General features: G+C 74.2%; 18 protein-coding genes and 1 pseudogene. 11 read left to right on the top strand and 8 right to left on the bottom strand.

All coding sequences use genetic code 11. The features are described from left to right. From MRQ36_RS21905 to MRQ36_RS21890, 4 genes are all read right to left on the bottom strand, one after another. Complete coding sequence (locus tag MRQ36_RS21905; RefSeq protein WP_242798200.1) at positions 1 to 1,002, bottom strand: YihY/virulence factor BrkB family protein; 1,002 nt, start codon at positions 1,000 to 1,002, stop codon at positions 1 to 3. After that, positions 995 to 1,996 carry a diacylglycerol kinase family protein gene (locus MRQ36_RS21900; RefSeq protein WP_242798198.1) on the bottom strand — a complete coding sequence of 334 codons (1,002 nt, stop codon included), beginning with the start codon at positions 1,994 to 1,996 and terminating at the stop codon, positions 995 to 997. The genes MRQ36_RS21905 and MRQ36_RS21900 overlap by 8 nt, the downstream gene beginning before the upstream one ends. Before the next feature lie 154 nt (positions 1,997 to 2,150). Next, positions 2,151 to 2,711 (bottom strand): Clp protease N-terminal domain-containing protein, encoded by a 561-nt coding sequence (locus MRQ36_RS21895; protein ID WP_242798196.1) that lies wholly within the window; start codon positions 2,709 to 2,711, stop codon positions 2,151 to 2,153. Then, positions 2,711 to 2,947, bottom strand: coding sequence for an HTH domain-containing protein (locus tag MRQ36_RS21890; protein ID WP_242798194.1), 237 nt, complete (start codon positions 2,945 to 2,947; stop codon positions 2,711 to 2,713). The genes MRQ36_RS21895 and MRQ36_RS21890 overlap by 1 nt, the downstream gene beginning before the upstream one ends. Positions 2,948 to 3,062: 115 nt before the next feature. Here MRQ36_RS21890 and MRQ36_RS21885 point away from each other — a divergent pair, with 115 nt between their 5' ends. From MRQ36_RS21885 to MRQ36_RS21865, 5 genes are all read left to right on the top strand, one after another. Then, positions 3,063 to 3,626 carry a TetR/AcrR family transcriptional regulator gene (locus MRQ36_RS21885; RefSeq protein WP_242798192.1) on the top strand — a complete coding sequence of 188 codons (564 nt, stop codon included), beginning with the start codon at positions 3,063 to 3,065 and terminating at the stop codon, positions 3,624 to 3,626. Beyond that, entirely contained in the window at positions 3,623 to 4,447 is an 825-nt protein-coding gene (locus MRQ36_RS21880) for an oxidoreductase (protein ID WP_242798190.1), read from the top strand. Before MRQ36_RS21885 ends, MRQ36_RS21880 begins: the two co-directional genes overlap by 4 nt. A gap of 91 nt (positions 4,448 to 4,538) precedes the next feature. Beyond that, entirely contained in the window at positions 4,539 to 5,369 is an 831-nt protein-coding gene (locus MRQ36_RS21875; protein WP_242798189.1) for a universal stress protein, read from the top strand. A 127-nt stretch (positions 5,370 to 5,496) separates the two neighbouring features. After that, a complete protein-coding gene (locus MRQ36_RS21870) occupies positions 5,497 to 7,899 on the top strand; it encodes a phosphoketolase (protein ID WP_242798188.1) in 2,403 nt (800 codons plus the stop codon). A gap of 29 nt (positions 7,900 to 7,928) precedes the next feature. Then, positions 7,929 to 8,795, top strand: a complete 867-nt coding sequence (locus tag MRQ36_RS21865) for a universal stress protein (RefSeq protein ID WP_242798187.1) — start codon at positions 7,929 to 7,931, stop codon at positions 8,793 to 8,795. A gap of 107 nt (positions 8,796 to 8,902) precedes the next feature. Here MRQ36_RS21865 and MRQ36_RS21855 read toward each other — a convergent pair whose 3' ends face one another. After that, on the bottom strand, positions 8,903 to 11,278 hold the full coding sequence (locus tag MRQ36_RS21855; RefSeq protein ID WP_374250551.1) for a heavy metal translocating P-type ATPase: 2,376 nt from the start codon (positions 11,276 to 11,278) through the stop codon (positions 8,903 to 8,905). Between the two features lie 189 nt (positions 11,279 to 11,467). Here MRQ36_RS21855 and MRQ36_RS21850 point away from each other — a divergent pair, with 189 nt between their 5' ends. Together MRQ36_RS21850 and MRQ36_RS21845 are read left to right on the top strand one after the other, a co-directional pair. Beyond that, a complete protein-coding gene (locus tag MRQ36_RS21850; RefSeq protein WP_374250549.1) occupies positions 11,468 to 12,478 on the top strand; it encodes a nitroreductase in 1,011 nt (336 codons plus the stop codon). Between the two features lie 92 nt (positions 12,479 to 12,570). Continuing rightward, positions 12,571 to 14,241, top strand: a complete 1,671-nt coding sequence (locus MRQ36_RS21845; RefSeq protein ID WP_242801288.1) for a GAF domain-containing sensor histidine kinase — start codon at positions 12,571 to 12,573, stop codon at positions 14,239 to 14,241. Positions 14,242 to 14,281: 40 nt separating this feature from the next. Here MRQ36_RS21845 and MRQ36_RS21840 read toward each other — a convergent pair whose 3' ends face one another. Beyond that, complete coding sequence (locus MRQ36_RS21840; RefSeq protein ID WP_242798185.1) at positions 14,282 to 14,920, bottom strand: response regulator transcription factor; 639 nt, start codon at positions 14,918 to 14,920, stop codon at positions 14,282 to 14,284. Between the two features lie 189 nt (positions 14,921 to 15,109). Between MRQ36_RS21840 and MRQ36_RS21835 the strand changes: the two genes are divergently transcribed. After that, complete coding sequence (locus MRQ36_RS21835) at positions 15,110 to 16,084, top strand: nitroreductase (protein WP_242798184.1); 975 nt, start codon at positions 15,110 to 15,112, stop codon at positions 16,082 to 16,084. Positions 16,085 to 16,121: 37 nt separating this feature from the next. Here the strand turns inward: MRQ36_RS21835 and MRQ36_RS21830 are convergent. Next, positions 16,122 to 17,125: pseudogene (locus MRQ36_RS21830) on the bottom strand (NAD-dependent epimerase/dehydratase family protein). Between the two features lie 515 nt (positions 17,126 to 17,640). Here MRQ36_RS21830 and MRQ36_RS21825 point away from each other — a divergent pair. Next, positions 17,641 to 18,228 carry a hypothetical protein gene (locus tag MRQ36_RS21825; protein WP_242798183.1) on the top strand — a complete coding sequence of 196 codons (588 nt, stop codon included), beginning with the start codon at positions 17,641 to 17,643 and terminating at the stop codon, positions 18,226 to 18,228. Positions 18,229 to 18,837: 609 nt separating this feature from the next. Here the strand turns inward: MRQ36_RS21825 and MRQ36_RS21820 are convergent. Beyond that, entirely contained in the window at positions 18,838 to 20,505 is a 1,668-nt protein-coding gene (locus tag MRQ36_RS21820; RefSeq protein WP_242798182.1) for a PKD domain-containing protein, read from the bottom strand. Positions 20,506 to 20,912: 407 nt separating this feature from the next. On the opposite strand from MRQ36_RS21820, the gene MRQ36_RS21815 reads away from it, so the two are divergent. Continuing rightward, on the top strand, positions 20,913 to 22,949 hold the full coding sequence (locus MRQ36_RS21815) for a hypothetical protein (RefSeq protein WP_242798180.1): 2,037 nt from the start codon (positions 20,913 to 20,915) through the stop codon (positions 22,947 to 22,949). A gap of 10 nt (positions 22,950 to 22,959) precedes the next feature. Further along, positions 22,960 to 24,624 carry a right-handed parallel beta-helix repeat-containing protein gene (locus MRQ36_RS21810; protein WP_242798178.1) on the top strand — a complete coding sequence of 555 codons (1,665 nt, stop codon included), beginning with the start codon at positions 22,960 to 22,962 and terminating at the stop codon, positions 24,622 to 24,624. Positions 24,625 to 24,640 lie beyond the last annotated feature (16 nt).

The following is a 24,640-nucleotide window of genomic DNA, read 5'->3' as shown; positions in this document are numbered from 1 at the left end:
TCAGAGAGACGTCATGTCCCCGGTGTCGTACATCTCCTCGCGTTCGGCCTCCGGCTCCCACAGGTCCGGCTGCGCCGGCTCCTGGACGCCGATCCGCATCGCCTCCAACTGGGCGGCGAAGGCCAGCCCGCCGAAGAGCGCCATGCCGGTCAGGTTCGCCCAGAGCAGCAGCGCCATCATCCCGGTCAACGCACCGTAGGTCTGCCCGAAACCGCCGCTGAACTTGACGTACGCGGCGAGCAGCAGGCTGGCCAGCCACCAGAGCACGGTGGCGATGCCGGCGCCGAAGAAGAGCCAGGAGAGGCTGGGCTGGTTGCGTCGGGGCGCGTGCCGGAAGAGCACCGCCACGGCGAGCACGGTCAGCCCGAGGCTGAGCGGCCAGCGGACCACGTCCCAGGCGGCGTTGGCGAAGGCGCCCCACTCGTAGTGCCGGCGTACCGAGTCGCCCATCGCCCGGCCGCCGACCAGGATCAGGAACCCGGTCAGCGCGGGCACGCCGGCGGTGACCGCGAGGATCGCGGCGCGCAGGTACTTGGGCAGCGCGGGCCGGTCCCGCTCGACGCCGTAGATCCGGTTGGCACCCCGCTCGATCTGCGCCATGGTGGTGGTCAGGGCGACCAGCCCGGTGAGCAGACCGAGGGTCAGCGCCAGCTCCCCGGCGCGTTCGGTGCGCTCGCCGTCGCCGAGCAGCTCCTGCACCACCGACTCGCTCTGCCCGGGGGTGAGCGCGAGGACGGTGTCGGCGACGACCCGGCCGCCCTCCTCGACGCCCAGGTCACTGATCAGACCGGTGAGGGCGATCATGAACGGCACCACGGCCAGGCAGAGCTGGAGGGCGAAGGCGCGGGAGTGGCTGAACCCGTCGCCGTAGCGGAACCGGACGAACGCGTCCCGCAGCAGTTGCCAGCCGCCGTGCCGGCGCAGGGTGTGCCAGGCATCGTCGGCGGAGAGCTCCTCCTGCGCCATCAGCCGGGTCTCCGGCACGATGCGCGTGCTACTCACGGCGGGCCTCCTCGATCAGCCGCTCGCCTCGCTCCGCGGCAGCGTCGGCGTCCACCGCCAGGTCGGGGTGCTGCTCGGGACGCGGCACGCAGAGCCAGAGGGACTGCGGTTTGATCTCCGCCCGGAGCGCCCGGCCCGGCTCGATCAGGTCACCGTCGAGCTGCCGGGGCTGCGCCCGGTTGCTGGTGATCTCCACGGTGCGGGCCCGGAAGACCTCCATCCGGGGCACGCTGCCGCGCCGGCGCATCAGCGCCCAGCCCATCGCCAGCCAGTGCCGCAGCGTACGCGGGGTCAGCACGGCGACGTCGAGCCAGCCGTCGTCGGGCTCGGCGTCGGTGAGCAGTCGTACGCCGCCCTGCAGCCGGCCGACGTTGGCGACCAGCACGGAGCGGGCCCGGCGGCGTACCGGTGGGTGGTCGTCGACCTTGATGGCGACCCGCATCGGCCGGTCCCGCAGGTGCTTGGCCGCCCCCACCACGTAGGCCGGCCAGCCGATCCGCTTCTTGGTGGTCTCGGAGGTGGAGTCGAGCATCTGGGCGTCGAAGCCCATCCCCGCCATCACCGCGAAGCACTGGTCGTCGACCACCCCGACGTCGAGTCGGCGCCGGCCGCGCTCGACCGCGACCTCCAGCCCCGCCGCCAGGTCGTTCGAGAGGCCCAGGTTGGCGGCGAGCAGGTTGCCGGTGCCCTGGGGCAGCACGGCGAGCGCCACGTCGGTGCCGGCCAGCGCGGTGACGCAGGCCATCACGGTGCCGTCACCGCCGCAGGCGAACACGACCTCGGCGCCGGCCGCCACGGCCTGCTCGGTCTGGCCCCGCCCCGGGTCCTCGACGGTGGTCTCGTACCAGGTCGGTTCCGGCCAGCCGGCGGCGGTCAGCGCGCCGTCCACGATCCGCCGGAACTCCTCCAGATCGGCCACCTTGACCGGGTTGACCACCACGGCGGCGCGCAGCCCGCCGGCGCCTGACGTCGGCTTGTCCTGTCCGCTCTCCACGGCGCCAGTGTGCGGCAAATCCGGCCGTCCGGCGACTCGGCCGGCGGTGATGATGCGCGCACCGGGGAAAGGTTTCAGAATCGGTCACGGCAGTGGCCCGGTCCGGTGATCCCGCACCCCACGTCCTCGGTCGGTGGTCGAACCCGGTCGCCGGTCAGGCCGCGGTGCGCAGCGCCGCCTCGACCCGGCGGCGCAGGTCGGCCAGGTCGACGCCCGCCTCCGCGAGGACCAGCGCAGCCACCCCGTGCCCCTCGCGGAGCAGGCCGAGCAGGATGTGCTCGGTGCCGATGTGGCGGTGCCGCAGCCCGAGCGCCTCCCGCAGGGCGAGCTCCAGCACCTTCTTCGCCCGGGGCGAGAAGGAACCACCGTCGTCGGGACGGCGCCGGCCCCAGCGGCGCCAGGGCGGCGGCGCGGCGCGCAGGGCGTCGGGGCCGAAGGACTCCTCGATCCGGGCCACCACGGCGGCCAGGTCGACGCCGATCTGCCGCAGCGCGGCGGCGTCCGCCTCGCCCAGCCCCGCGTGCCGCCCGACGGCCGCCCGCAGGTCGTCGGGGCGTACGCCGAGGTCGGTGAGGAGCCGGACGGCAAGGTTGTCGCCGTCGGCGAGGACGCCGAGCAGCAGGTGCTCGGTGTCGACCTTGCGCCGGCCCTCGACCGCCTCGTGCCGGGCGTGCCGCACGACGTGGCGGGCCGGCTCGGTGAACTTCTCGAACATCACGCCTCCCAGGTGCCTCGGACCGCCGGTCGCCCGGCGTGCTTCTTGTGGACCGCCTGCCGGCTGACCTCGAGCGCGTCGGCGATCTCCTGCCAGGACCAGCCCTGCCGTCGGGCGTTGTCCACCTGGACCACCTCGAGCCGTTCGAGGAGCCGGCGCAGGGCGAGCACCGCGCGGAGCCCGACCCGGGGGTCGGTGCTGCCGGCGTCCGCCGCGAGTTCCGTTGCCCGACTCATGCTGTCAACCTACGTTGACGACGCCGATCTGTCAACCCGGGTTGACGACTTCCAGGTGAGCAGCGTGACCGCGAACACTCTTGACGTGCTGACAATCTGTGCAAACATTGTCAGCATGTCGAACGAACGGTTGGACGTCATCCTCGCCGCCGCGTACGAGTGCTTCACCCGGCACGGGGTGCGCCGCACGACCATGGACGACATCGCGGCCACCGCCGGGATGTCCCGGCCCGCCGTCTACCAGTACGTCCGCAACAAGGACGACGCCTACCGGCGGCTCGCCGAACGGCTCTTCACCGGGTCGCTGGAGCAGGCCCGGCAGGCCGCCGCCACCCCCGGCGACCTGACCGACCGGCTGCACGACGTGCTCGCCGCCAAGCTGGAGCTCACCCTCAAGCTGCACCGGGAGAGCCGGCACGCCGCCGAACTGCTCGACACCAGCACCAAGCTCACCGGTGACCTCGCCGAGGCGTACACCCGGGAGCTGACCGACGTGGTGGCCGGCGCGCTCGCCGACGCCGCGGGCCCACGGGCCCGCGGGGTGGCCGACGTGCTGGTCGCGCTCACCCGCGGCCTGGAGGCCGACCTCACCGACCCCGACCTGCCCCGGCAGCGGCTGCGCGACGGCGTCGCGCTGCTCGTCGCGGGGCTGACCACCCACCCTGGAGCGTCCGCATGACCACCGTCCTCATCACCGGCACCTCCTCCGGCATCGGCCGGGCCACCGTCCGCCGGCTCGCCCGGCGTCCCGAGCTGACCGTCTACGCCACCGCCCGCAAGGTCGAGGCCATCGCCGACCTGGCCGACGCCGGGGCCCGGCTGCTCCCCCTCGACGTCACCGACGAGGCGTCCATGCGGGCCGCCGTCGCCGCGATCGAGGCCGAGCACGGCCAGGTCGACGTGCTGGTCAACAACGCCGGCTACGGCGAGTACGGCCCGATCGAGGAGACCCCGATGGACCGGGTCCGGGCCCAGTTCGAGACGAACGTGTTCGGGCTGAGCCGGCTCAGCCAGCTCGTGCTGCCCGGCATGCGGCGCGCCGGCCGGGGCCGGATCGTCAACGTCAGCTCGATGGGCGGGCGGCTGGTCTTCCCCGGCGGCGGCTACTACCACGCCAGCAAGTACGCGGTGGAGGCCATCTCCGACGCGCTGCGCCAGGAGGTGCGGCCGTTCGGCGTCGACGTGGCGATCGTCGAGCCCGGCCTGATCCGCACCGGCTTCGGCGCGGTCGCCGCCTCCACCCTCGGCACCTCGGCCGATCCGGCCGGGCCCTACCGCGAGATGGTCACCGCGGTCGACACGGCGATGGCGAAGTCGTACGAGAGCCGGGCCCTCTCCGCCAGCCCGGAGACGGTGGCCCGGGTGATCGAGCGGGCCGTCACCGCCCGCCGGCCGCGCACCCGCTACCTGGTCACCGCCGCCGCGCGGGCCATGGTGCACACCCGCCGGCTGCTCGGCGCCCGGGCCTTCGACGCGGTGAACCGGCTCCAGTTCCGCTGACCCGATCCGGCCACCCCGCGCCGCCCGCGCGACTACCGTGGGTCAGGACAGCGTGGTCGTGCCCTAGCCGGCGCCGGGGAGGTGAGGCGGGATGGCCGCACCCACCGAGGGGGCCGTGGTGGTCGGCGTCGGCGCAGCCGAGGAGGACCTCCAGGTGGTCCGGCTGGCCGCCCACGAGGCCGCCGCCCACGGTCGGGCGCTGCACCTGATGCACGCGTTCAACTGGGCGGCGGCGCTGGAGGCCCCCTCGGTCAGCGGGCCCCGGGCCGTGGCGGAGAACCTGCTGGAGCGGGCCGGTCGGGCCGCCAACGAGACCGAACCGGCGGTGCCGGTCAGCGGTGAGATCGTCGAGGGCGGCCCGGTCGAGGCCCTGATCCGCAGTTCCGGATCGGCGTTCCTGGCGGCGATCGGTGACGGCGGGATGGCCGGCTGCGGCGCCTGCGTACCGGCCGACGCGCCGGCCGTCCAGCTGGCCGCCCGGGCGGGCTGCCCGGTCCTGGTGGGCCGCGCCGCACCGCCGCCGAAGGGCCCGGTGCTGGTCGGCGTGGACGGCTCGGAGAGTTCCCGGACCGCGCTGGACTTCGCCTTCGTCCGGGCCGCCCGGCACGGCACCCGGCTGCTCGCCGTCCGCGTCGTCGAACCGGGTCGGACCGACGTCGGCGAGAACGCGCTCACCGAGGTCGTCGCCCGGTACGGCGCCCGGCACCCGGAGGTGGCCACCGAGTGCCACACCGTTCGCGGCGACCCCGGCAGCGTCCTGGTCGAACAGTCCCGCTCGGCGCAGCTGGCCGTGGTCGGGGCGCGCGGCGAACAGCCGTGGCGGGGCATGCTCGGCGAGGTCAGCCAGCGGCTGCTCTACCACTCGCCGGCCCCCGTCATCGTCGTACGTGGACTGCCACCCGCGCCCGGGGACGGGGCATGACGCCCTCACGTCCCGGGACCAACGACCCTGATCATGTGACCCACCACCGGGCGAAGCTGAAGGGGCCCGGGGCGGGAACCCGCTCCCGGGTGGCAGAAGTCCCCGACCCGCGAGAGGCTAATGCAGCATGGACACCGCTCTCGACCTGCACAGCCCCCTGACCGAAGACGAGCTGCGCCGGCTTGACGCCTACTGGCGGGCGGCCAACTACCTCACCGTCGGGCAGATCTACCTGCTCGACAACCCGCTGCTGCGGGAGCCGCTGAAGCCCGAGCACGTCAAGCCCCGACTGCTGGGCCACTGGGGCACCAGCCCGGGCCTCAACCTGCTCTACGCGCACCTCAACCGGGTCATCGTCGACCGGGACCTGTCGGCCATCTTCGTCACCGGTCCCGGCCACGGCGGCCCGGCCCTGGTGGCGAACACCTGGCTGGAGGGCACCTACAGCGAGCTCTACCACCACATCCCCCGCGACGAGACGGGCATGCAGCGGCTGTTCCGCCAGTTCTCCTTCCCGGGCGGCATCCCCAGCCACGTGGCGCCGGAGGTGCCGGGCTCGATCCACGAGGGCGGCGAGCTGGGATACGCGCTGAGCCACGCGTACGGGGCCGCGTTCGACAACCCGGACCTGCTGGTCGCCTGCGTGATCGGCGACGGCGAGGCGGAGACCGGCCCGCTCGCCGGCAGCTGGCTCTCCAACGTCTTCCTCAACCCGGCCCGGGACGGGGCGGTGCTGCCCATCCTGCACCTCAACGGCTACAAGATCGCCAACCCGACGGTGCTGGACCGCATCCCCACCGACGACCTGCTGGAGATGATGCGCGGCTTCGGCCACCAGCCGTACCTCGTCGAGGGCGACGACCCGGCCAAGGTGCACCAGCTCCTCGCCGCCACGCTGGACCGGGCGGTCGACGAGATCGCCGAGATCCAGCGCCGGGCCCGCTCCGGCGGCGACGTGGAGCGCCCCCGCTGGCCGATGATCATCCTCCGTACGCCGAAGGGCTGGACCGGGCCCAAGGTGGTCGACGGCAAGCAGGTCGAGGGGACGTTCCGCGCCCACCAGGTGCCGATCGCCGAGGTGCGGAACAATCCGGAGCACCTGGCCGAGCTGGAGGCCTGGCTGCGCAGCTACCGGCCGGAGGAGCTCTTCGACGCCACCGGCGGCCCGGTCGCCGAACTGGCCGCGCTGCCGCCGAAGGGCGACCACCGGATGAGCGCCAACCCCATCGCCAACGGCGGCCGGGTGCTGCGTGACCTGGACCTGCCCGACTTCCGCGACTACGCGGTCGACGTCAAGCAGCCGGGCGAGCCGGCGGTCGGCGCCACCGGCGTCCTCGGCCAGTGGGTACGCGACGTCATCACCGCCAACCCGCAGACCTTCCGCCTCTTCGGTCCCGACGAGGTCGCCTCCAACCGGCTCGGCGCGGCGTTCGAGGTCACCAACCGGGCGTTCGTCGGGGAGACGGTGCCGGGCGACGACCACCTCGCCGCCGACGGCCGGGTGATGGAGGTGCTGTCGGAGCACCTGTGCGAGGGCTGGCTGGAGGGCTACCTGCTGACCGGCCGGCACGGCATCTTCACCAGCTACGAGGCGTTCATCCACATCGTCGACTCGATGGTCAACCAGCACGCCAAGTGGCTGAAGGTGACCCGGGGCATCCCGTGGCGGGAGCCGATCGCGTCGCTGAACTACCTGCTCTCCAGCCACGTGTGGCGGCAGGACCACAACGGCTTCTCGCACCAGGACCCCGGCTTCATCGACCACGTGGTCAACAAGAAGGCCGAGGTGGTCCGGGTCTACCTGCCGCCGGACGGCAACACCCTGCTCTCGACCATGGACCACTGCCTGCGCAGCCGGCACTACATCAACGTGGTGGTCGCCGGGAAGCAGCCCGCCCCGAACTGGCTGACCATGGACGAGGCGGTCCAGCACTGCCGGCGCGGCCTGGGCATCTGGGACTGGGCCAGCAGCGACGAGGGGGCCGAGCCGGACGTGGTGCTCGCCTGCGCCGGCGACGTGCCGACGCTGGAGACCCTGGCCGCCGCCGACCTGCTCCGCCAGCACCTGCCCGGGCTGAAGGTGCGGGTGGTCAACGTGGTCGACCTGATGCGGCTCCAGCCGCCGTCGGAGCACCCGCACGGCCTGTCGGACAAGGAGTTCGACACCATCTTCACCAGCGACAAGCCGGTCATCTTCGCCTACCACGGCTACCCGTGGCTGATCCACCGGCTCACCTACCGGCGGACCAACCACGACAACCTGCACGTGCGCGGCTACAAGGAGGAGGGCACCACCACCACGCCGTTCGACATGGTGATGCTCAACGACCTGGACCGGTTCCACCTGGTCATCGACGTCATCGACCGGGTGCCGGGGCTGGCCTCGCGCGCCGCCCACCTCCGCCAGGAGATGGTCGACGCCCGGCAGGCCTGCCGCGACTACACCCGCACCTACGGCGAGGACGACCCGCGGGTCGCCGAGTGGCGCTGGATCCGGGAGACCGACGAGGCCCTGCGCGGCGGTCGGTGACGCCCGCCCGGGACGGGAAGGAGATCGCGATGAGCGGCGACGAGATCCTGGTCGGCTACGACGGCTCCCCGGACGCCACGGTGGCGTTGAACTGGGCGCTGGACGAGGCGGGCCGGTCGGGCCGGCCGGTGCGGCTGGCGTACGTCTTCGAGTGGTTGACCGTCGCCGGCTGGGTCGGCCCCGGTGTGGCGCCCGGCATCTGGCCGGACGAGCGGGCCCGGCGGCAGGTCGAGGAGCTGGTCCGCAAGGCGGCGGCGGACGCCGCCGCCGAGCGGCCCGGGATCACCGTGCACGGCGAGGTCTTCGACGGCCCACCCGCGTTGGTGCTCCAGGAACGCTCCGCGCAGGCGGGGATGCTGGTGCTCGGCAGCCGGGGACACGGCGGCTTCGGCGGCCTGCTCGCCGGCTCGACGGCGGTCTCCGTCACCGCCCACGCGCACTGCCCGGTGGTGGTGGTCCGCGACGGCCAGGCCGCCACCTCCGGACCGGTGGTGGTCGGCGTGGACGGCTCGGACGCCGCCCGGTTGGCGCTCGGCTTCGCCGTGGAACGGGCCGCCCAGCGGGACGTGCCGCTGCACGTGCTGCGGGTGTGGCAGCCGCCGGGCGACCGGTGGGCGCCGTCCGGCTTCGACCCGGACGAGGTCACCGCCGAGGAGCGGGCCGCGGCCGAGACCGACCTCGCCCGGTGGCGGGAGTCCTTCCCCGACGTCGAGGTGGAGCTGCGGATCTCCCCCGGCAGTCCGGCTGCCCTGCTGGTGGAGGCCAGCCGCGAGGCGCAACTCGTGGTGGTCGGTACGCGCGGCCGGGGCGGGCTGCGCGGGATGGTGCTCGGCTCGGTGAGCCAGCAGCTCGTCCACCACGCCCACTGCCCGGTCGCGGTGGTCCGCGAACGCTGAACGGGTGTAAGGAGGGGCCCCCTGTTAACGGATTCCGTTGTACAGGGGGCCCCTGTTAACCACCCACCAGCGCCTGCCCGCTGCGCCAGGCTGACGTCACCCGCGCTTCAGCGGCCGGCGGGGGCCGGGCCCTCCTCGTTGAGCGAGAAGTAGTCCTCCTCCTCCTGGGCCAGGTGCAGGCGCAGCACGGCGTCCAGGCCGTACAGGGCGGCGAGCAGGTCCGGGACCTGGTCGGGGCGCAGCCGGTCGTCGTCGTGCTGGGCCAGGTGCCCGCCGATCCGGTCGACCAGCCGCTTGATCTCCACGTGCCCCCGGCTCATCGTCGAGGTCGCCTCGTCGCTGCCGAGCGGCCCGGCCAGCGCCGGATAGAGCTGCTTCTCCTCGGCCGCCTCGTGCGGCAGCACCTCGTCGGCGAGCCGCCGGTGCACCTCGCGCAACGCCGGTACGCACTCCGGCGCGTCCGACCGGGTCGCCACCAGGTCGGCGGTGTCCCGCAGCCGGGCCAGCACGTCGCGGACGCCGCCGTGCTCGCCGGCGTACCGGTCGAGCAGCTCCCGGGTGGCCGCCGGCACGTCCCGACGGCGCAGGCCACCACCGAGCGCCCGCAGCGCGTTGAGGATCACCACGACGTCGATGCCCTCCTGGAGGAACGCGCCGGCGACCGGGGGCAGCCGGCCGAACGCGGCGAAGAACATGGCCAGCACCGCCAGCCCCATCCCCACGGTGGCGCTCTGTACGGCGATGCGGCGGGCGTACCGGGCGATCTCGACGGCGTCGGCGAGCCGGTCGAGCCGGTCCACCGTGAGCACCGCGTCGGCCACGTCGGCGGAGGCGGTCGCCCCGGTGGCGCCCATCGCCACCCCGACGTGCGCCTCCGCGAGGGCCGGGGCGTCGTTGACGCCGTCACCGACCATCACGGTCACCGCCCGCCCCGACTCCTCCTTCACCCGGGCGACCTTCTCCTGCGGCGAGCACTGCGCCCACACGTCGTCCACCCCGACGGCCTGCGCCACCTGGTCGGCGGTACGCGGACGGTCGCCGGTGACCATGACCAACCGGTCCAGGCCGGCCTCCCGGAGCCGGCGGACGGTACGCCGGGCGTCGGGGCGTACCGGGTCCTCCAGCAGGATCGCGCCGAGCGGCGTGTGCTCGTCGCTGACCCAGACCGTGGAGCGGCCGGCGAGTTCGGCGCGTTCCCGCACCCGGTGCGCCCACTCCGGTGGCTCCCCGTCGAGCTGGCCGACCCGGACCAGCCGCCCGTCGACCCGGCCGGTCACCCCGCGCCCCGGCACCTCGGTGACCTCCGTCGGCTCGGCCAGCCGTACCCCCTGCTCGCGGGCCTGCCGGACGAGCGCCGCGGCCAGCACGTGCGGTGACAACTGCTCGACCGAGGCGGCCAGCCGCAGCACCTCGTCCCGGTCGCCGCCGGGGGCGACGACCGTCTCGGCGGCCCGGGGCCGGCCGGCGGTGAGCGTGCCGGTCTTGTCCATCAGCAGCGTGCGGGCCCGGCCCAGCAGCTCCAGCGACCCGCCGTCGCGGACCAGCACGCCGCGCCGGGCCACCCGGGACAGCCCGGAGACGATCGCGATCGGGGTGGCCAGCAGCAGCGGGCAGGGGGTGGCCACCACCAGCACCGCCACCGCCCGAATGAACTGGCCGGAGAGCAACCAGGCCAGACCGGCCAGGACCAGGGTGAACGGCACGAACGCCGCGGCGTACCGGTCGGCGAGGCGCACCATCGGCGCCTTGCGCGCGGTGGCCTCCTCGGCCAGCCGGACGATCCCGGCGTACGTGCTCTCCGCCGCGTTCTTCGTGGCCCGCAGCCCGAAGCCGGCCCCGGCGTTGACCACACCGCTGGCCACCGGCTCGCCCGCGCCCCGGCCCACCAGCTGCGACTCGCCGGTGACCACCGACTCGTCCAGGGTCGCCGCCTCCTCGACGGTGCCGTCCACCGGCACCACGTCGCCCGGACCGACCAGCAGCCGGTCCCCCACCGCCACCCGGTCCAGCGGCACCACCTCGATGCCGCCGTCCGGGGTGCGCCGCCGGGCCTGCCTCGGGGCACGCTCCAGCAGGGCCCGCAGGTCGCGGGTGGCCCGCCGCTGGGCGTAGTTCTCCAGCGCCCGGCCGGTGGCCACCATCACCGCGATCACCGCGCCGGCCAGGTACTCGCGGGTGATCAGCGCGCCGACCAGCGCGAGCACGGCGATGACGTCCACCCCGAACTGCCGGCGCCACACCTGCTTCAGCGTCGTCCAGGCCGCCGGCAGCAGGGCGACCAGCGTCACCGCCGCCCAGACCAGCTGGGCCGCGCCTTTCAGCCCGGCGAACCACAGTCCGGCGCCCACCAGCACGGCCACCGTGAGCAGGACCAGCGGGCCCCACTCCAGGACGCCGGGTCGCGACGCGGCGTCGGACGCGCCCCGCCGGCGTCGTTGCCGCACCGGCTGCTCGGGTACGCACTCCCGCGGTTCCGTTCCCACCTGTCGATCGTCGCAGCGGCGGGACAGGGCGGGTAGGGCAAACCGGGGTAATCCGGGGGGCCGGAGTGCCCCGACGGTGGGCCGGGCCGCGCGTGCGGCCGGTCCGGTCATGCCCGAGGATGGAGCGGCAAGCCGACCCGGTCGACCCCGGTGTGGGGCACGATGGGGAAAACAGGAAAGGTCGTGACGATGAGCCAGGAGACGCCGGCTACGGACCGCCCGCTGACCACCGCGCTCGCGGAGGCCGCCGGGACGGCCGGCCACGCCCCCTCGGTGCACAACTCGCAGCCGTGGCACTGGACGGTGCTGCCCGACGCGCTGGAGCTCCGGGTGGTCCGGGAACGCCACCTCAGCGTCATGGACCCGGAGGGGCGACTGCTCTTCGTCAGCTGCGGCGCCGCGCTGCACCACGCCCGGCTGGCGCTGGCCGCCGAGGGCTGGACGCCGGTGGTGGACCGGCTGCCCGACCCGACCCAACCGGACCTGGTGGCCCGCCTCACCGGTTTCCGGCACACCGGCGCCGACCCGGACGCGATGCACATGGTGCAGTGCATGCAGGTCCGGCACACCGACCGCCGGCCGGTCAGCGAGGAGCCGATCCCCACCGCGGCCCTCGGCGAGATCGCCGGGGCGGCCAGCCGGGAGGGCGTGAACCTCCAGGTGCTCGACGACGACCAGAAGATCGAGCTGGCCAGCGCCGCCCAGAAGGCGGCCGCGGTCACCTCCGGCAGCCCGGAGCTGCAGGAGGAGCTGGCGTACTGGACCAGCCGCTCCGGCACCGGCACCGGCCTGCCCGACGAGGTGCTGCCGGCCGAGGCCCCGCAGACCACCGTGCCGGCGCGCGACTTCGGGCGGGCCGGCAGCCTGCCGATCGGCCCCGGCCACGACCGGGCCGCCGTCTACGGCATCCTCTGGGGCACCGAGGACGAACCGGACAGCTGGCTGCGCGCCGGCGAGGCGCTCTCCGCCGCCTGGCTGACCGCCACCCGCCTCGGGGTGTCCCTGGTGCCGCTCAGCGGTGTGGTGGAGGTGGAGGGCACCCGGTACGCGCTCCGGCACATGCTCTCCGACCTCGGCTTCCCCTACATCTCCATGCGGTTGGGGCTGGCGGACCCGACCCACGCCGGCCCGCCGCACACCCCCCGGCTGGAAGCGGCGCAGACCGTCGACACCTCGGCGGTACGCGACCTCGGCGCCTGACGGGCTCGTCCGGCACGGCCACCGGGCGATAGCATCGCCCGGTGGCCAGCACACCGAACCCGAGGCAGGAGCCCGTCACCCCCTCACTGGGGTTGAGCCCGCTGTCGCGGGTCCGCCTCGACGAACTGCTCCAGGAGATGCTGGACCGGGTCGGCGAGGTGGTGACCAGCCGGGAGCGGCTGCGCGCCCTGCTCGACGCGGTCGTCGGCATCGGCTCCGACCTCGACCTGCGCAGCACCCTGCAACGGATCATCCGGTCGGCGTGCGAGCTGGTCGGCGCGCGGTACGGCGCGCTCGGCGTGATCGGGCCGGACCGGCTGCTGCACGACTTCATCATCCACGGGATCGACGACGAGCTGCACGCGAAGATCGGCGACCTGCCGCACGGGCGCGGCGTGCTCGGTCTGCTCATCGACGACCCCCGGCCGCTGCGCATGCCGGACATCACCCAGCACCCGAAGTCGTACGGCTTCCCGAAGCACCACCCGCCGATGCACAGCTTCCTCGGCGTGCCGGTCCGCATCCGCGAGCAGGTCTTCGGCAACCTCTATCTGGCCGAGAAGCAGGGCGCGGCCGAGTTCACCGAGGACGACGAGGAGATCGTGGTGGCGCTGGCCGCCGCGGCCGGCGTGGCGATCGAGAACGCCCGGCTCTACGCGCTGGCGCACCGGCGGGAACGCTGGCTGGCGGCGACCGCCGAGATCACCTCGGTGCTGCTGGGCGAGGTCCGGCGTACCGACGCGCTGACCCTGGTGGCCCGGCGGGCCCGGGAGGTCGCCGAGGCCGAGCTGGCCCTGGTGCTGCTCTATGACGAGGACGAGGGCCAGTTCACCGTCGAGGTGGTCGACGGGGCCGACGAGGCCGCCCGGGGCCTGGTCGGCGCGGTGCTGCCCGCGGCGGAGACCACGTTCGCCGGTTCGGTCACCGACCGCCGGCACGAGCTGGTGGAGAACCTCGCCGAGGCGGGCCCGTGGCCGCTGCCGGTGGTCGCCGGGCCGGCGGTGGTCTCCCCGCTCGCCGCGGCGGACACCCTGCACGGCGTGCTGGTGATCGCGCACCGGCCGGACGCCGCCCGGGCCACCGACGACGACGTGAAGCTGCTGGGCAGTTTCGCCGGGCAGGCGGCGCTGGCCATGGAGCGGGCCCGCGGCCAGGAGGAGCGGGAGCTGCTGGTGGTCCTGGAGGACCGCGAGCGGATCGCCCGGGACCTGCACGACGTGGTGATCCAGCGGCTCTTCGCCACCGGCCTGCAACTGCAGAGCGGCGCGATGAACACCCGACCGGAGGCGGCCAAGCGGATCAACGCGGCGGTCGACGACCTCGACGCCACCATCCGGGACATCCGGCGGACCATCTTCGAGCTGCGCACCCCGATGAGCGCCGCGCTGCGCACCGAGATCCGCGAGGCGGTCGAGGCAGCCGCCGAGTCGCTGGGCTACCGGCCGGAGCTGGAGCTGATCGGGCCGGTCGACAGCGCCGTGCCGGACACCCTGCGCCCGGAGCTCACCGCCGTGCTGCGGGAGGCGCTCTCCAACGCCGTACGGCACGCGCACGCCCAGCGGGTGGCGGTGACGGTCAGGATCGACGCCGGCTGGGTGACCGTGACGGTCACCGACGACGGGGTGGGGTGCGACCCGGACGCCGCCCGCAGCGGACTGGTCAACCTGCGGGAACGGGCCGAGCGCCTGGGCGGCGACTTCCAGCTGGCCCGGGTGGTCCCGCACGGCACCGAGGTGCGTTGGAGCGTCCCGCTGCGCGACTGAGCCGGGCGCGTCCCGGCGCGGGGCCGGGCCCCGGCAGGGGTCAGTGGTTCTTGCCGAGCAGCCGGGTGGCCAGCACCGCCGCCTGGGTACGCCGTTCCAGGCCCAGCTTGGCCAGCACACTGGAGACGTAGTTCTTCACCGTCTTCTCGGCGAGGAACATCTTGCCGGCGATCTCCCGGTTGGTGAGCCCCTCCGCCACGTACTCCAGGATCCGCCGTTCCTGCTCGGTGAGGGTCTTCAGCTCGCGCGGCTGTTCCACGCCGCTGCGGATCCGCTCCAGCACCCGGGTGGTGATCGCCGGGTCCAGCAGGGACTGCCCGGCCGCCACCCGGTGGACCGCGTCCACCAGGTCGGTACCACGGATCTGCTTGAGCACGTAACCGGCGGCACCGGCCATGATCGCCGCGAAGAGCGCCTCGTCGTCCTCGTACGAGGTGAGGATCAGACCCTTGATCGACGAGTCCACGGCGCGGATGTCCCGGCACACGTCGATGCCGTTGCCGTCGGGCAGCCGGGCGTCGAGGATCGCCACGTCGGGGCGGAGCGCGGGGATGCGACGCGCCGCCTCCTGGGCGGAGCCGGACTCGCCGACCACCTCGATGTCGCCGCTGCTGGTCAGCAGGTCGGCAAGGCCACGACGGACGACCTCGTGGTCGTCGAGCAGGAACACCCGGATCATCCGTCTGTTCTACCCCGCCACCGGGGGGGTTTACCACGGGCCGAAGGTCCCTACCGCGACGCGTCGACACCGGGCAGACGGGCCCGGCCAGGAGGGGACCTTGGGCCCTGCGCGGGAAGCCCCTGGTTGACGCACCGTGAAGAGGAACCAACCGGGGGGCGGCACGGCTGCCACGGAAGGAGCACGACCATGGACACCGGCTTCACCGTCGAGCAGCTGCGGGCCGCCGCCGGCGACGCCCTGCGGGCGCCGTCCCTGCACAACACGCAGCCGTGGCGGTTCCGGCTGCGCGACGGCGGGATCGAGCTGGCGGTCGACCCGCTGCGCCGCCTGGCCGCCACCGACCCGAGCGGCTGGGGAGCCCGGATCGCCTGCGGCGCGGCCCTGTTCAACCTGCGGCTGTCGCTCGCCGTCGCCGGTACGCCCGCCACCGTCCGGCTGCGGCCGTACCCGGGGGAACCGGACGTGGTGGCCCGGCTGGTGCCGGACGTGCCGCGCCGCCCCACCCCGACCGAGCAGAGCCTGTACGCGGCCGTGCCGCGCCGGTTCAGCAACCGCGCGCCGTTCTGGCCGGACCCGGTCCCCGCCGACGCCCGCTGGCGGCTCGGTGAGGCCGCCCGCGCCGAGGAGTGCTGGCTGGAGCTGGTGATCGGCACCAGCGCGGTCAACGCGTTCGCCGAGATCGCCCGCAGCGCGCACCGGGTCCTCGAACGCGATCCCGCCTACGTGGCGGAGCGGGCCGACTGGATCCGCTCCGAGCCGGCCTCCGACGGGGTACCGGCCGCCGCCGGCGGGCCGCAGAGCGAGCCGCAGGACCTGCTCCCGCAGCGCGGCTTCGGCGGCCGCAACCGGGCGCCGGGGCGGGACTTCGAGCCGGAGCCCCTGGTGGCGGTGCTCGGGTCGCCGGGCAACACGGCCACCGACCAGATCCTCGCCGGCCAGGCGTTGCAGCGGGTGCTGCTGACGGCCACGGACGCCGGGCTGGCCGTGTCGATGATCTCCCAGCCGATCGAGGTGTCCGGGGCGCGGGAGGCGCTGCGGCTCTCCCTGGGCCGGTTCGGCACCCCGCAGATGGTGATGCGGATCGGTTACGGGCAGCCCGGGCGGCCCACCCCGCGACGCAGCGTGGACGAGGTGCTGGACCTGCCGGTGGTGCAGGCGTAGTCGCTGCTGCCGGTCGACCTCCCGGCCCAGAGCCGCCTCAGCGTGGGGTCACGGCGGCGAGCAGCGCCGCCTCCCGCGCCGGGTCCAGCCCCACCGCCGCCCGCGCGGCCGGCCGGCCCGCGCCGGCACCCGGCCCACCTCGCGCAGCCAGCGCCAGGTGTCGGCGACGGTCCCGGCCACCGGCCGGCAGACCAGGCCCGCCGCGTCGGCCCGACTGACGTCCAACTCCTGCAACCACCGGTAGGGGTGCCCGGCCGGGATCCAGACCGGCAGGTCGTTCCAGGGCTCCACGCCGGCGGCCACGATCGGCTCCGGGTCCGTCCAGCGCAGCGTCGCACCGGAGCCGGTGACCGCGACGACCGCGTCGAGCAGCTCACCCATCGTCGTGTGCCCGGTCCGGCTCACCACGTTGTACGCCCCGCCGAGCCCGGCCGCGCCCCGGTCGAGCAGCCAGGCCGCCAGGTCGCGCACGTCGACGTACTGCACCGGCAGCTCGCGGGGGCCGGGGGCCAGCACGTCGCCGCCCCGGGCGATCCGGTCCAGCCACCACGGCAGCCGTCCGATGTCCTCCCCGGGGCCGAGGATCAGCCCGGCGCGGGCGAGCAGCGCCCGCTCACCGAACACCTCCACCGCCGCCCGTTCCCCGCCGGCCTTGAGCTGCGGGTAGTCGCCGTCGACCGCGTCCGCGGCGGACTCGACCACCGGGGCGGTCTCGTCCGAGCCCAGCTCCACCGGCTCGGCGTAGACGGATCCGCTGGAGACGTAGACGTAGTGCGGGACCGCGCCGGTGAGCGCCCGCGCCGCGTCGCGTACCGCCCGGGGCGCGCCGTCCCAGGTGTCCACCACCAGGTCCCATTCGCCGCCGGCCAGCGCCGCCAGCCCGTCCGGCGTCGTCCGGTCACCCCGCAACCGGAGTACGCCCCGAGGCACGTCGCCGTGCAGCCCACGGTTGAACACCGTCACCGACCAGCCCCGGCGTACCGCCTCGGCCACGGTCGCCCCACCCACGAACCCCGTCCCACCCAGTACCAGCAGTCTCATGTGGTCCACCCTGCCCCGGTGACGGTGCCGAGGGGCGTCGTGTTCACGGTCGGCGGATCTGCCCTGGGCAGAAGAACGGCGGGCGGTGGTCTCGACCGGGTTGCCCCGCGAGGTCGCGGAGGCGGCGGTGTCCCCCGGACGGGTAGAGGCGCGCTCTCGGCGATCCGGCGTCGGATGTCCGGTTGGTGATGGCTTGCGCGTGCCACGCTGGGCGGGATGTCCGGTTCAGGGTGTGACCGGCGGCACCCTGGGGCCGGAATCGTGGCGAGGGCCGGGTCGTTACACCCACCGTACGACTGAGTACCACGGCCCCGGTCCGGGGGCCCGGCGAGCGGGGCCGACCCGGAATGACGGTGGGCCGCCGGTCGTTACACCTGGTCCCGGCGCCGCGAAGAGGCAACCCCGCCCCGCGAGCCAGCCGGTCGAAGACTTCCCCCTTTGTGTGTGAGCGCCTGACGGTGCTCGCGTTCCCCGTCCCCTACGGGGAGCGCCGACCCCCGAATGGAGCTACCCCCATGAACACGATGCTGCGTAAGAGCGTGCTGGGTATTGCTGGTCTGGCGTTCGCCGGTGGTCTCGCCGCCGGCCCCCTGAACCACCACGACACCACCCCCGTCCCGTCGATGACCCCGGTCGCGGCCGTGCAGGCCGACAAGCCCGACACGGCGAAGCTGATCCCGCACGGTGTGCAGGGCAGCCAGTCGCACATCGACCTGAACGACGAGCAGACCGCCAACGCCAAGGCGATCATCGCCGCGACGAAGAAGGCCGGCCTGCCGGAGCGGGCCGCGGTCATCTCGATCGCGACCAGCCTGCAGGAGTCGAAGCTGGAGAACCTGGGCCACCTGGGCGACCGCAACGACCACGACTCGCTGGGCCTGTTCCAGCAGCGCCCGTCCAGTGGTTGGGGCACGCCGGAGCAGATCACCGACCCCGAATACTCCACCCTCGCCTTCCTCAAGGGCCTCAAGCAGGTCGACGGCTGGCAGGACATGCCCCTGACCCAGGCGGCGCAGACCGTGCAGGTGTCGGCCTACCCGGACGCGTACGCGCAGTGGGAGCAGCAGGCCGCCGACCTCGTCGCCCAGCACTGGACCAGCTGACCATGAACGACACGCTGGCCGGCACCCCGAACCCGGGGTGCCGGCCAGCGGCGTACTCGGATCTTGGACGGTTGGCGTGCGCGGCGAACGACAACTGTCCAAGATCCGAGCCGACCGAAGGTGGGCGGCCACGGAGCATCCAGACCCGGCCGACCAGCGTGGCGCTGTTCGGGCCGGGCACGTCCCACGGGCCACCGTGCGGATAGACCGAGAGGGCGACCTGACCGAAGCCGGGTCGGGCGATCCCGGCGCGGTGGATCTCCTCCCAGCGGTAGCTGCGGGTCACCCGGCCCCGCTTCCGTACCAGCAGCCCGGCGTCGTCGGCCAGCAGCGCGTCCCGCCGCAGCACCACGCCGAACACCACGACAGCGAGCGCCACTCCGAGCGGCGTGTACGGGAAGGCGTCGGGCAGGAACACGATGCCGGCCACGGCGATCAGCGCGGCGATCCCGGCCGGGACCAGCAGCGCCGGCCATACCCGGGAGGTGAGCACCTTACGGACCTGGCCGGCACCCCCGTCGACGGTCATCGCCGGGCGGTACCCGGTCCGCTGTGGACGTACACGTGCCGGGCGTCGCGCGACCGGAGCCGCGCGACGCCCGGGACGCGTCAGGCCGGGCTGAGGACGAACGTCCAGGTCGTGGTGGTGGTGCTGGCGGCGGCGCCGGTCGCGGTCAGCCCGCCGTAGCTGCCGGCCGGCACGGTGCTGCCCGAGTCGGCGAGCAGCCCGGTCACCCGACCGCCGCCGGTCTGCGAGCTGTTGCTGCGGACCTGCACGCCGGCCGGCGGGGCCAGTTCGGTGGAGAGGCTGTCACCATGCATCCAGTACGACACGCCCCAGCTCTGCGCCGCCGTCACCGTGGCGTACGGGGTGATCCGGCCGGCGGAGCTGGCCGTGTCGGTGGCCCGGGCGAACACCGGGGCGGCGGGTGCGACACCCCGGTACGCGGCCACCACCAGGTTGCCCTTGGACTGCGCGTCGAGCGTGACCCGGACGGTCGAGCCGGCGTCCCCGGCGGTCGCCACCTTCCACCAGGCGGTGGTGGTGGCGTAGCCGCCGTCGAACCGGTCCAGCTGGGTCCAGCCGGTGACCCCGGTGGGCTGGCCGGTGCCGGTGTGCGTGTTCTGGCTGAGCAGGAGCAGCAGGGTGTCGCCCGGCTGGACGCCCGCCGGTACGGCCACCGCGTGGCTGGTCCAGTTGGCGTTCGCGGTGGCCTGCCCGACGAAGGCGATCCGCTCGGCGACGGGTGCGACGGTGACGGGCACCGTGGCGGTGCCGGTGGCGCCCCGGTCGTCGGTGACGGTAAGGGTGACCGGCCAGGTGCCGGCCGAGGCGTACGTGTGCGACGTGGTCGGCACCGAGGCGGTGTCGGCGGTGGCGCCGTCGCCGAAGTCCCAGTGGTGGTCCTGGATCGCGCCGTCGGCGTCGGTGGAGCCGGCGGCGGAGAAGGTGCAGACCAGACCCGAGCAGGTCGGGGCGACGGCGGCGACGGGCGGCTGGTTCACGCTGCCGCCGGCCCCCTTGAGGATCTTCACGTAGTCGATGTCACCGGCGAAGTAGTCGCAGGTGACCTTCACGCCGTCGCACTGGCTCTTGCCGCCGATGGAGAACTGCCAGGTGTTCGCGATGGTGCCGGTCGGCCCGGTCAGCCGGCTGGTACGCACCCCGTCGACGTACATCTCCACATAGGTGGAGGTGCGGTTGCAGGTGACGGTGTGCCACTGCCCGTCGGCGATCGACACGTCGGTGTAGCCGGTCCGCGAGGCGCCGTCACCACCCCGGAACAGGCACTTGGGCTTCCCGCCCGGCGCCTCGAACTTCCAGTAGCCGCCGGCCGTCGCGCCCTGCCCCTTCTGCAGGATGTTGCCGAAGGAGTAGGTGGTCCGGTAGCGGATGGTGAAGGAGAAGTCGCCCGCGTCCGGGTTGAGGTCGGTGCTGTGCGGCACCAGGTCGACGTGCCCCGGCACGTACTCCATGTCGGTGGGCAGGTGGGTGGCGAAGCGGTGGCCGGTGGCCCCGGCGTAGAGCGCGCCGGTCACCACCTCGGCGCCGACGGTGCCGTTGCGCCCGTTGCCGCTGCTGTCCTTCAGCACGGTCGCGGCGGCCGGTTCGTCCATGCTCCAGAACGCCACCGTCCGGGTGGCCGTCGCCTGGGCCGGCGGGGACGCCGCGACGATTCCCGCCGAGGCGAGGAGGACGGCGGCACCCCACCGGCCGGCGGTACGCCGCCAGCCTCGGACGGTGCCTGGTCGGGTGCGCTGACTCCGGTGATCCACGGGCACACCCTGCCACGCGTGCCGACCTCTGCTCCATGGCCCGTTGGGCGGATGACGACGGGCCTTCCGGCGCGGGCCGCCGCCGTGCGGCCGGCCGGCGGGGACCGGTCGCCGTCCGATCCGGACGTCCACCCACGCCGGTCCCCGGACGCTCGCGGGCGGGTCCGGGCCCACCGCGTGGTGTCGCCGGCCCGCACTACACTCTCCGGCGAGGCGGGACCCGGCGGTGAGCGGGTGGTCCGGCGGGCCGGGGATCCACCCGGCGTCCGGCCTGGCCGCGCCGGTGACAAGCGGTCCGCTCGGCGAGGTCGCGGCAGCGACGCCGCCGCGAGGGTACGCCGAAGGCCACCGGCACCCAGCACGACCTGGCCGACCGGCCGGGTGGAGATCGGAAACGGGGAGCACACATGCAGACCGCCGGGCAGTACCGCCTGCAGACTCCGCTGAGCAGCTGCCAGGTCGGTGACGTCTGGTCGGGCACGGACACCGGTGGCCGGTCGGTGACCGTCGCCGTGCTCAACGAGCGGGCCTCCGTGGACGACCGCTGGCGGGACGCCTTCGCCGCGGCGGCGGACGCGCTCGGCGAGGCCGGCGCGGATCAGCTGCCGATCGTCGGCGCCGATCATCACGGCCCCCGACCGTGGGTGGCCTGCGCGGCGGAACGCGGGGCGGGCGCGGCGCAGATCTTCGAGGCGCTCGGTCAGCACCTGCAGCCCGTGGTGGCGCAGCCGGCACCCGTCCAGCCGGCACCCGTCCAGCCGGCACCCGTCCAGCCGGCGCCCGTCCAGCCCGGCCCGGTCCATCCCGCGCCGGTGCCGGTGCCGTCGGCGCAGCCACCGACCACCTGGCCGGTGTCCGACCAGTGGGCGCCCACCCAGGCCCTGCCCGTCCAGTCGCCTCGCCCACCGGTCTCCGACGGCTCGGCACCGACCGAGGCGCTGCCCGTGCAGCCGGCACCCGAGGAGTCGGCACCCACCCAGGCCCTGCCGGTCCAGTCGGCCCCTGCCCAGCCGGCACCCGCCGAGCCGGCCCCGGCCGAGCCCGTCTCCGCCCAGCCGTCGCCGGCTCAGCCGGCACCCGTCCGGCCGGTGTCCGGCCAGCCCGTGTCCGTCCAGCCGGTCTCGGGCCAGCCCGTGTCGGGACAGCCGATGCCCGTCCAGCCGGTCTCGGGCCAGCCCGTGTCGGGACAGCCCGTGTCGGGACAGCCGGTGTCCGGCCAGCCTGTGTCGGGACAGCCGATGCCCAGCCAGCCGGTGTTCAACCAGGCGGCGCCGACCCAGGCCCTGCCCGTGCAGCCCGCGCCGGCACGGCCCGCGCAGCCGGCCCCCGCCCAGACCACGCCGTTCACGGAACCGCCGAGGCCGGCGGCGCAGTCCCAGCCGGCGCAGCCCGTGTCGGGACATCCGCTGCACCCTCATCCGGTGGAGAGCCGACCGGCCTCCGGGCCCCCGGTCCCGGGCTATCCCACCTCCGGTCACCCCACCTCCGGTCACCCCACCTCCGGCCACCCGACGTCCGGGCTGCCGGTGTCCGGCCATCCCACGTCCGGCTACCCCACCTCCGGGCTGCCGGTGTCCGGTGGTGCGGCCTACCCGGCCTCCGGCTCCCCGGACTCCGGCTACCCCACGTCCGGATCGCCCGTGTCCGGCTACCCCACCTCCGGTTACCCGACGTCGGGGCTGCCGGTGTCCGGTGGTGCGGGCTACCCGGCGTACTCCGGTCCGGTCTTCGGGCAGCAACCACCCGCCAAGCGGCGGCGGACCGGCCTGCTGGTCACCCTCGTCGCGATCGCCGGCCTGCTGGTCGGCAGCGGCGCCGCGGTGGCCGTGACGACGCTGCGCGACGACGGGACGCCCGAACGGACCTCCCCGACGACGGCCGCGCCGCTCACCCCGGCCGACCTGCTGTTGCCGGCGGCGGCGCCGGCCGCCCCCGGCGCCGAACCCCCGCTGGGCGGTGGCTGGCCGTCGGGGTGGCCGAACTTCACCTCCGCCGAGCCGACCAAGCCGATGAACGGCCTCGACGGGGTGGGCTTCGACTTCCGGGTCCCGCCGAACTGGAACTGCACCAAGGCGGAGCAGACCGCCGCCGCGGCGCACTACCGCTGCGGCGTCGGCTCGGGCGCCACCCTGACCAGCGGCGGCGACCTGATCGTGCGGACCTGCGAACCGGTCTGTGACGAGCGCAAGCGCACCGCGCTGCGGCAGCGGGAGGAGGCCTGGGGCGTCCGCTGGACGCGCAGCGGCCCCTTCACCACCTGGGCCCAGGTCACCAGGGTCGGCGGCAAGCCCGTGTACGGTCTGGTGTACGTCGCGTTCTGGCGGTCCACACCGGAGGGTCAGATCGACCGCGAGCTCGTACTGCGCATGACGGCTCCGCTCGCCACCAGCGACGAGCTGAAGAAGGTGGCCAACTCGGTCCGCGACCGGACGTTCACGCTCTAAGGAGTGGCACGTGCCCAAGACCCTGGCGGTTCCCGGGGCCTACCCGACCATCGCCGACGCGCTCGAGGTGGCGCCCGACGGCGCGGTCATCTCGCTCGCTCCCGGGACGTACCGCGAACGCCTGCAGCTCGCCGGGCGTCGCCTCACCGTGCAGGCGTCCGGTGAGGTCGGCTCGGCGATCGTCGACGCCACCGGGCTGGACGGCTCGGCCCTCGCGGTCAGCTCCGGCGAGGTCACCGTGGAGGGGCTGGCGCTGACGGCCGGGGACTACCCCGCCGTCACGGTCACCGGTGCCCGCGTGACGGTACGCAGGTGCGAGCTGTCGGCCGGCTACGGCGCGGGCCTGCAGGCCGCCGACGGTGCCACGGTGGACGCCACCGAGGTACGGGTGGTGCGCGGCCAGCACGGCTTCGTCTTCTCCGACGCCGGTGGCACGGTGGAGTCCTGCGAGATCCGGGGCGTCACCGACGACGGCATCATCGTCCGGCTGGGGGCCGACCCGACTATCCGGAGCACGACGGTGGCCGACTGTGGCTACCGCGGGGTGTACGTCTACCAGTCCGGCCGGCCCACCATCGAGCGGTGCGACGTCTCCGGCACCGGCGACACGGGCATCCTGGTGGCGCACCGCAGCTCACCGCGGATCGTGCAGACCTGGGTCCACGAGACCCGGGGCGCCGGCATCGCCTTCGGCCCGGGCTGCGGCGGCGTGGTGGACCAGTGCCGGGTCGAGCAGACCGCCGGCCCGGGCGTCGACGTCGACCCCGCCGCCGACCCGACCGTGACCCTCAACGACGGCGGCAAGATGCCCCTGACCGGTGTGGGCGTCGCGGAGGGCGGTGTCGACCAGGACGCCGTCGAGATGGACAAGCTGCTGACCGAACTGGACTCGATGATCGGGCTCGCCGCCGTCAAGGCCGAGGTCCGGTCGCTGATCGACGAGATCCAGGTGAACGAGTGGCGGCGTAACGCGGGGCTCTCCGTCGGTGCGGCGAGCCACCACCTGATCTTCACCGGCGCCCCGGGTACGGGTAAGACGACCGTCGCCCGGATCTACGGCCAGCTGCTCAAGGCGCTCGGTGTGCTGCCGAACGGCCGGTTCAAGGAGGTCTCCCGCCGCGACCTGGTCGGCCAGTACATCGGCCACACCGCGGAGAAGACCACCTCGGTCTTCGAGGAGGCGATGGGGGGCGTGCTCTTCATCGACGAGGCGTACACGCTCTCCCGGGCGGGCGGGGCCAGCGCCGACTTCGGCCAGGAGGCCATCGACACGCTGGTCAAGCTGATGGAGGACCACCGCGACCAGGTGGCGGTGATCGTGGCCGGCTACACCCAGGAGATGCTCGACTTCCTGGACGCCAACTCCGGTCTGGCCTCCCGCTTCGCCAAGACGATGGAGTTCGAGAACTACGGCCCGGACGAGCTGGTCATGATCTCGGAGCGGATCGCCCGCAACGACGACTACGTGTTCGCCCCGGGCCTCAGTGACGCACTCCACGAACACTTCTCCCAGATCGAGCGGGACCGCAACTTCGGTAACGCCCGGGAGGCCCGCAAGCTGCTGGAGGGCATGCGCAAGGCGCAGTCCGGCCGGCTGCGGGCGCTCGGTCGGATGCCCGGCCTGGACGATCTCCGCACGCTGGTGCTGGAGGACCTGCTCACCACGATCCGCTGACTTTCGCTAATCTGTC

The sequence above is a fragment of the Micromonospora sp. R77 genome (assembly GCF_022747945.1).
GTDB lineage: Bacteria > Actinomycetota > Actinomycetes > Mycobacteriales > Micromonosporaceae > Micromonospora.
The sequence above is the reverse complement of the archived record's forward strand: the minus strand, read 5'-3'. Positions and strand labels throughout refer to the sequence as shown.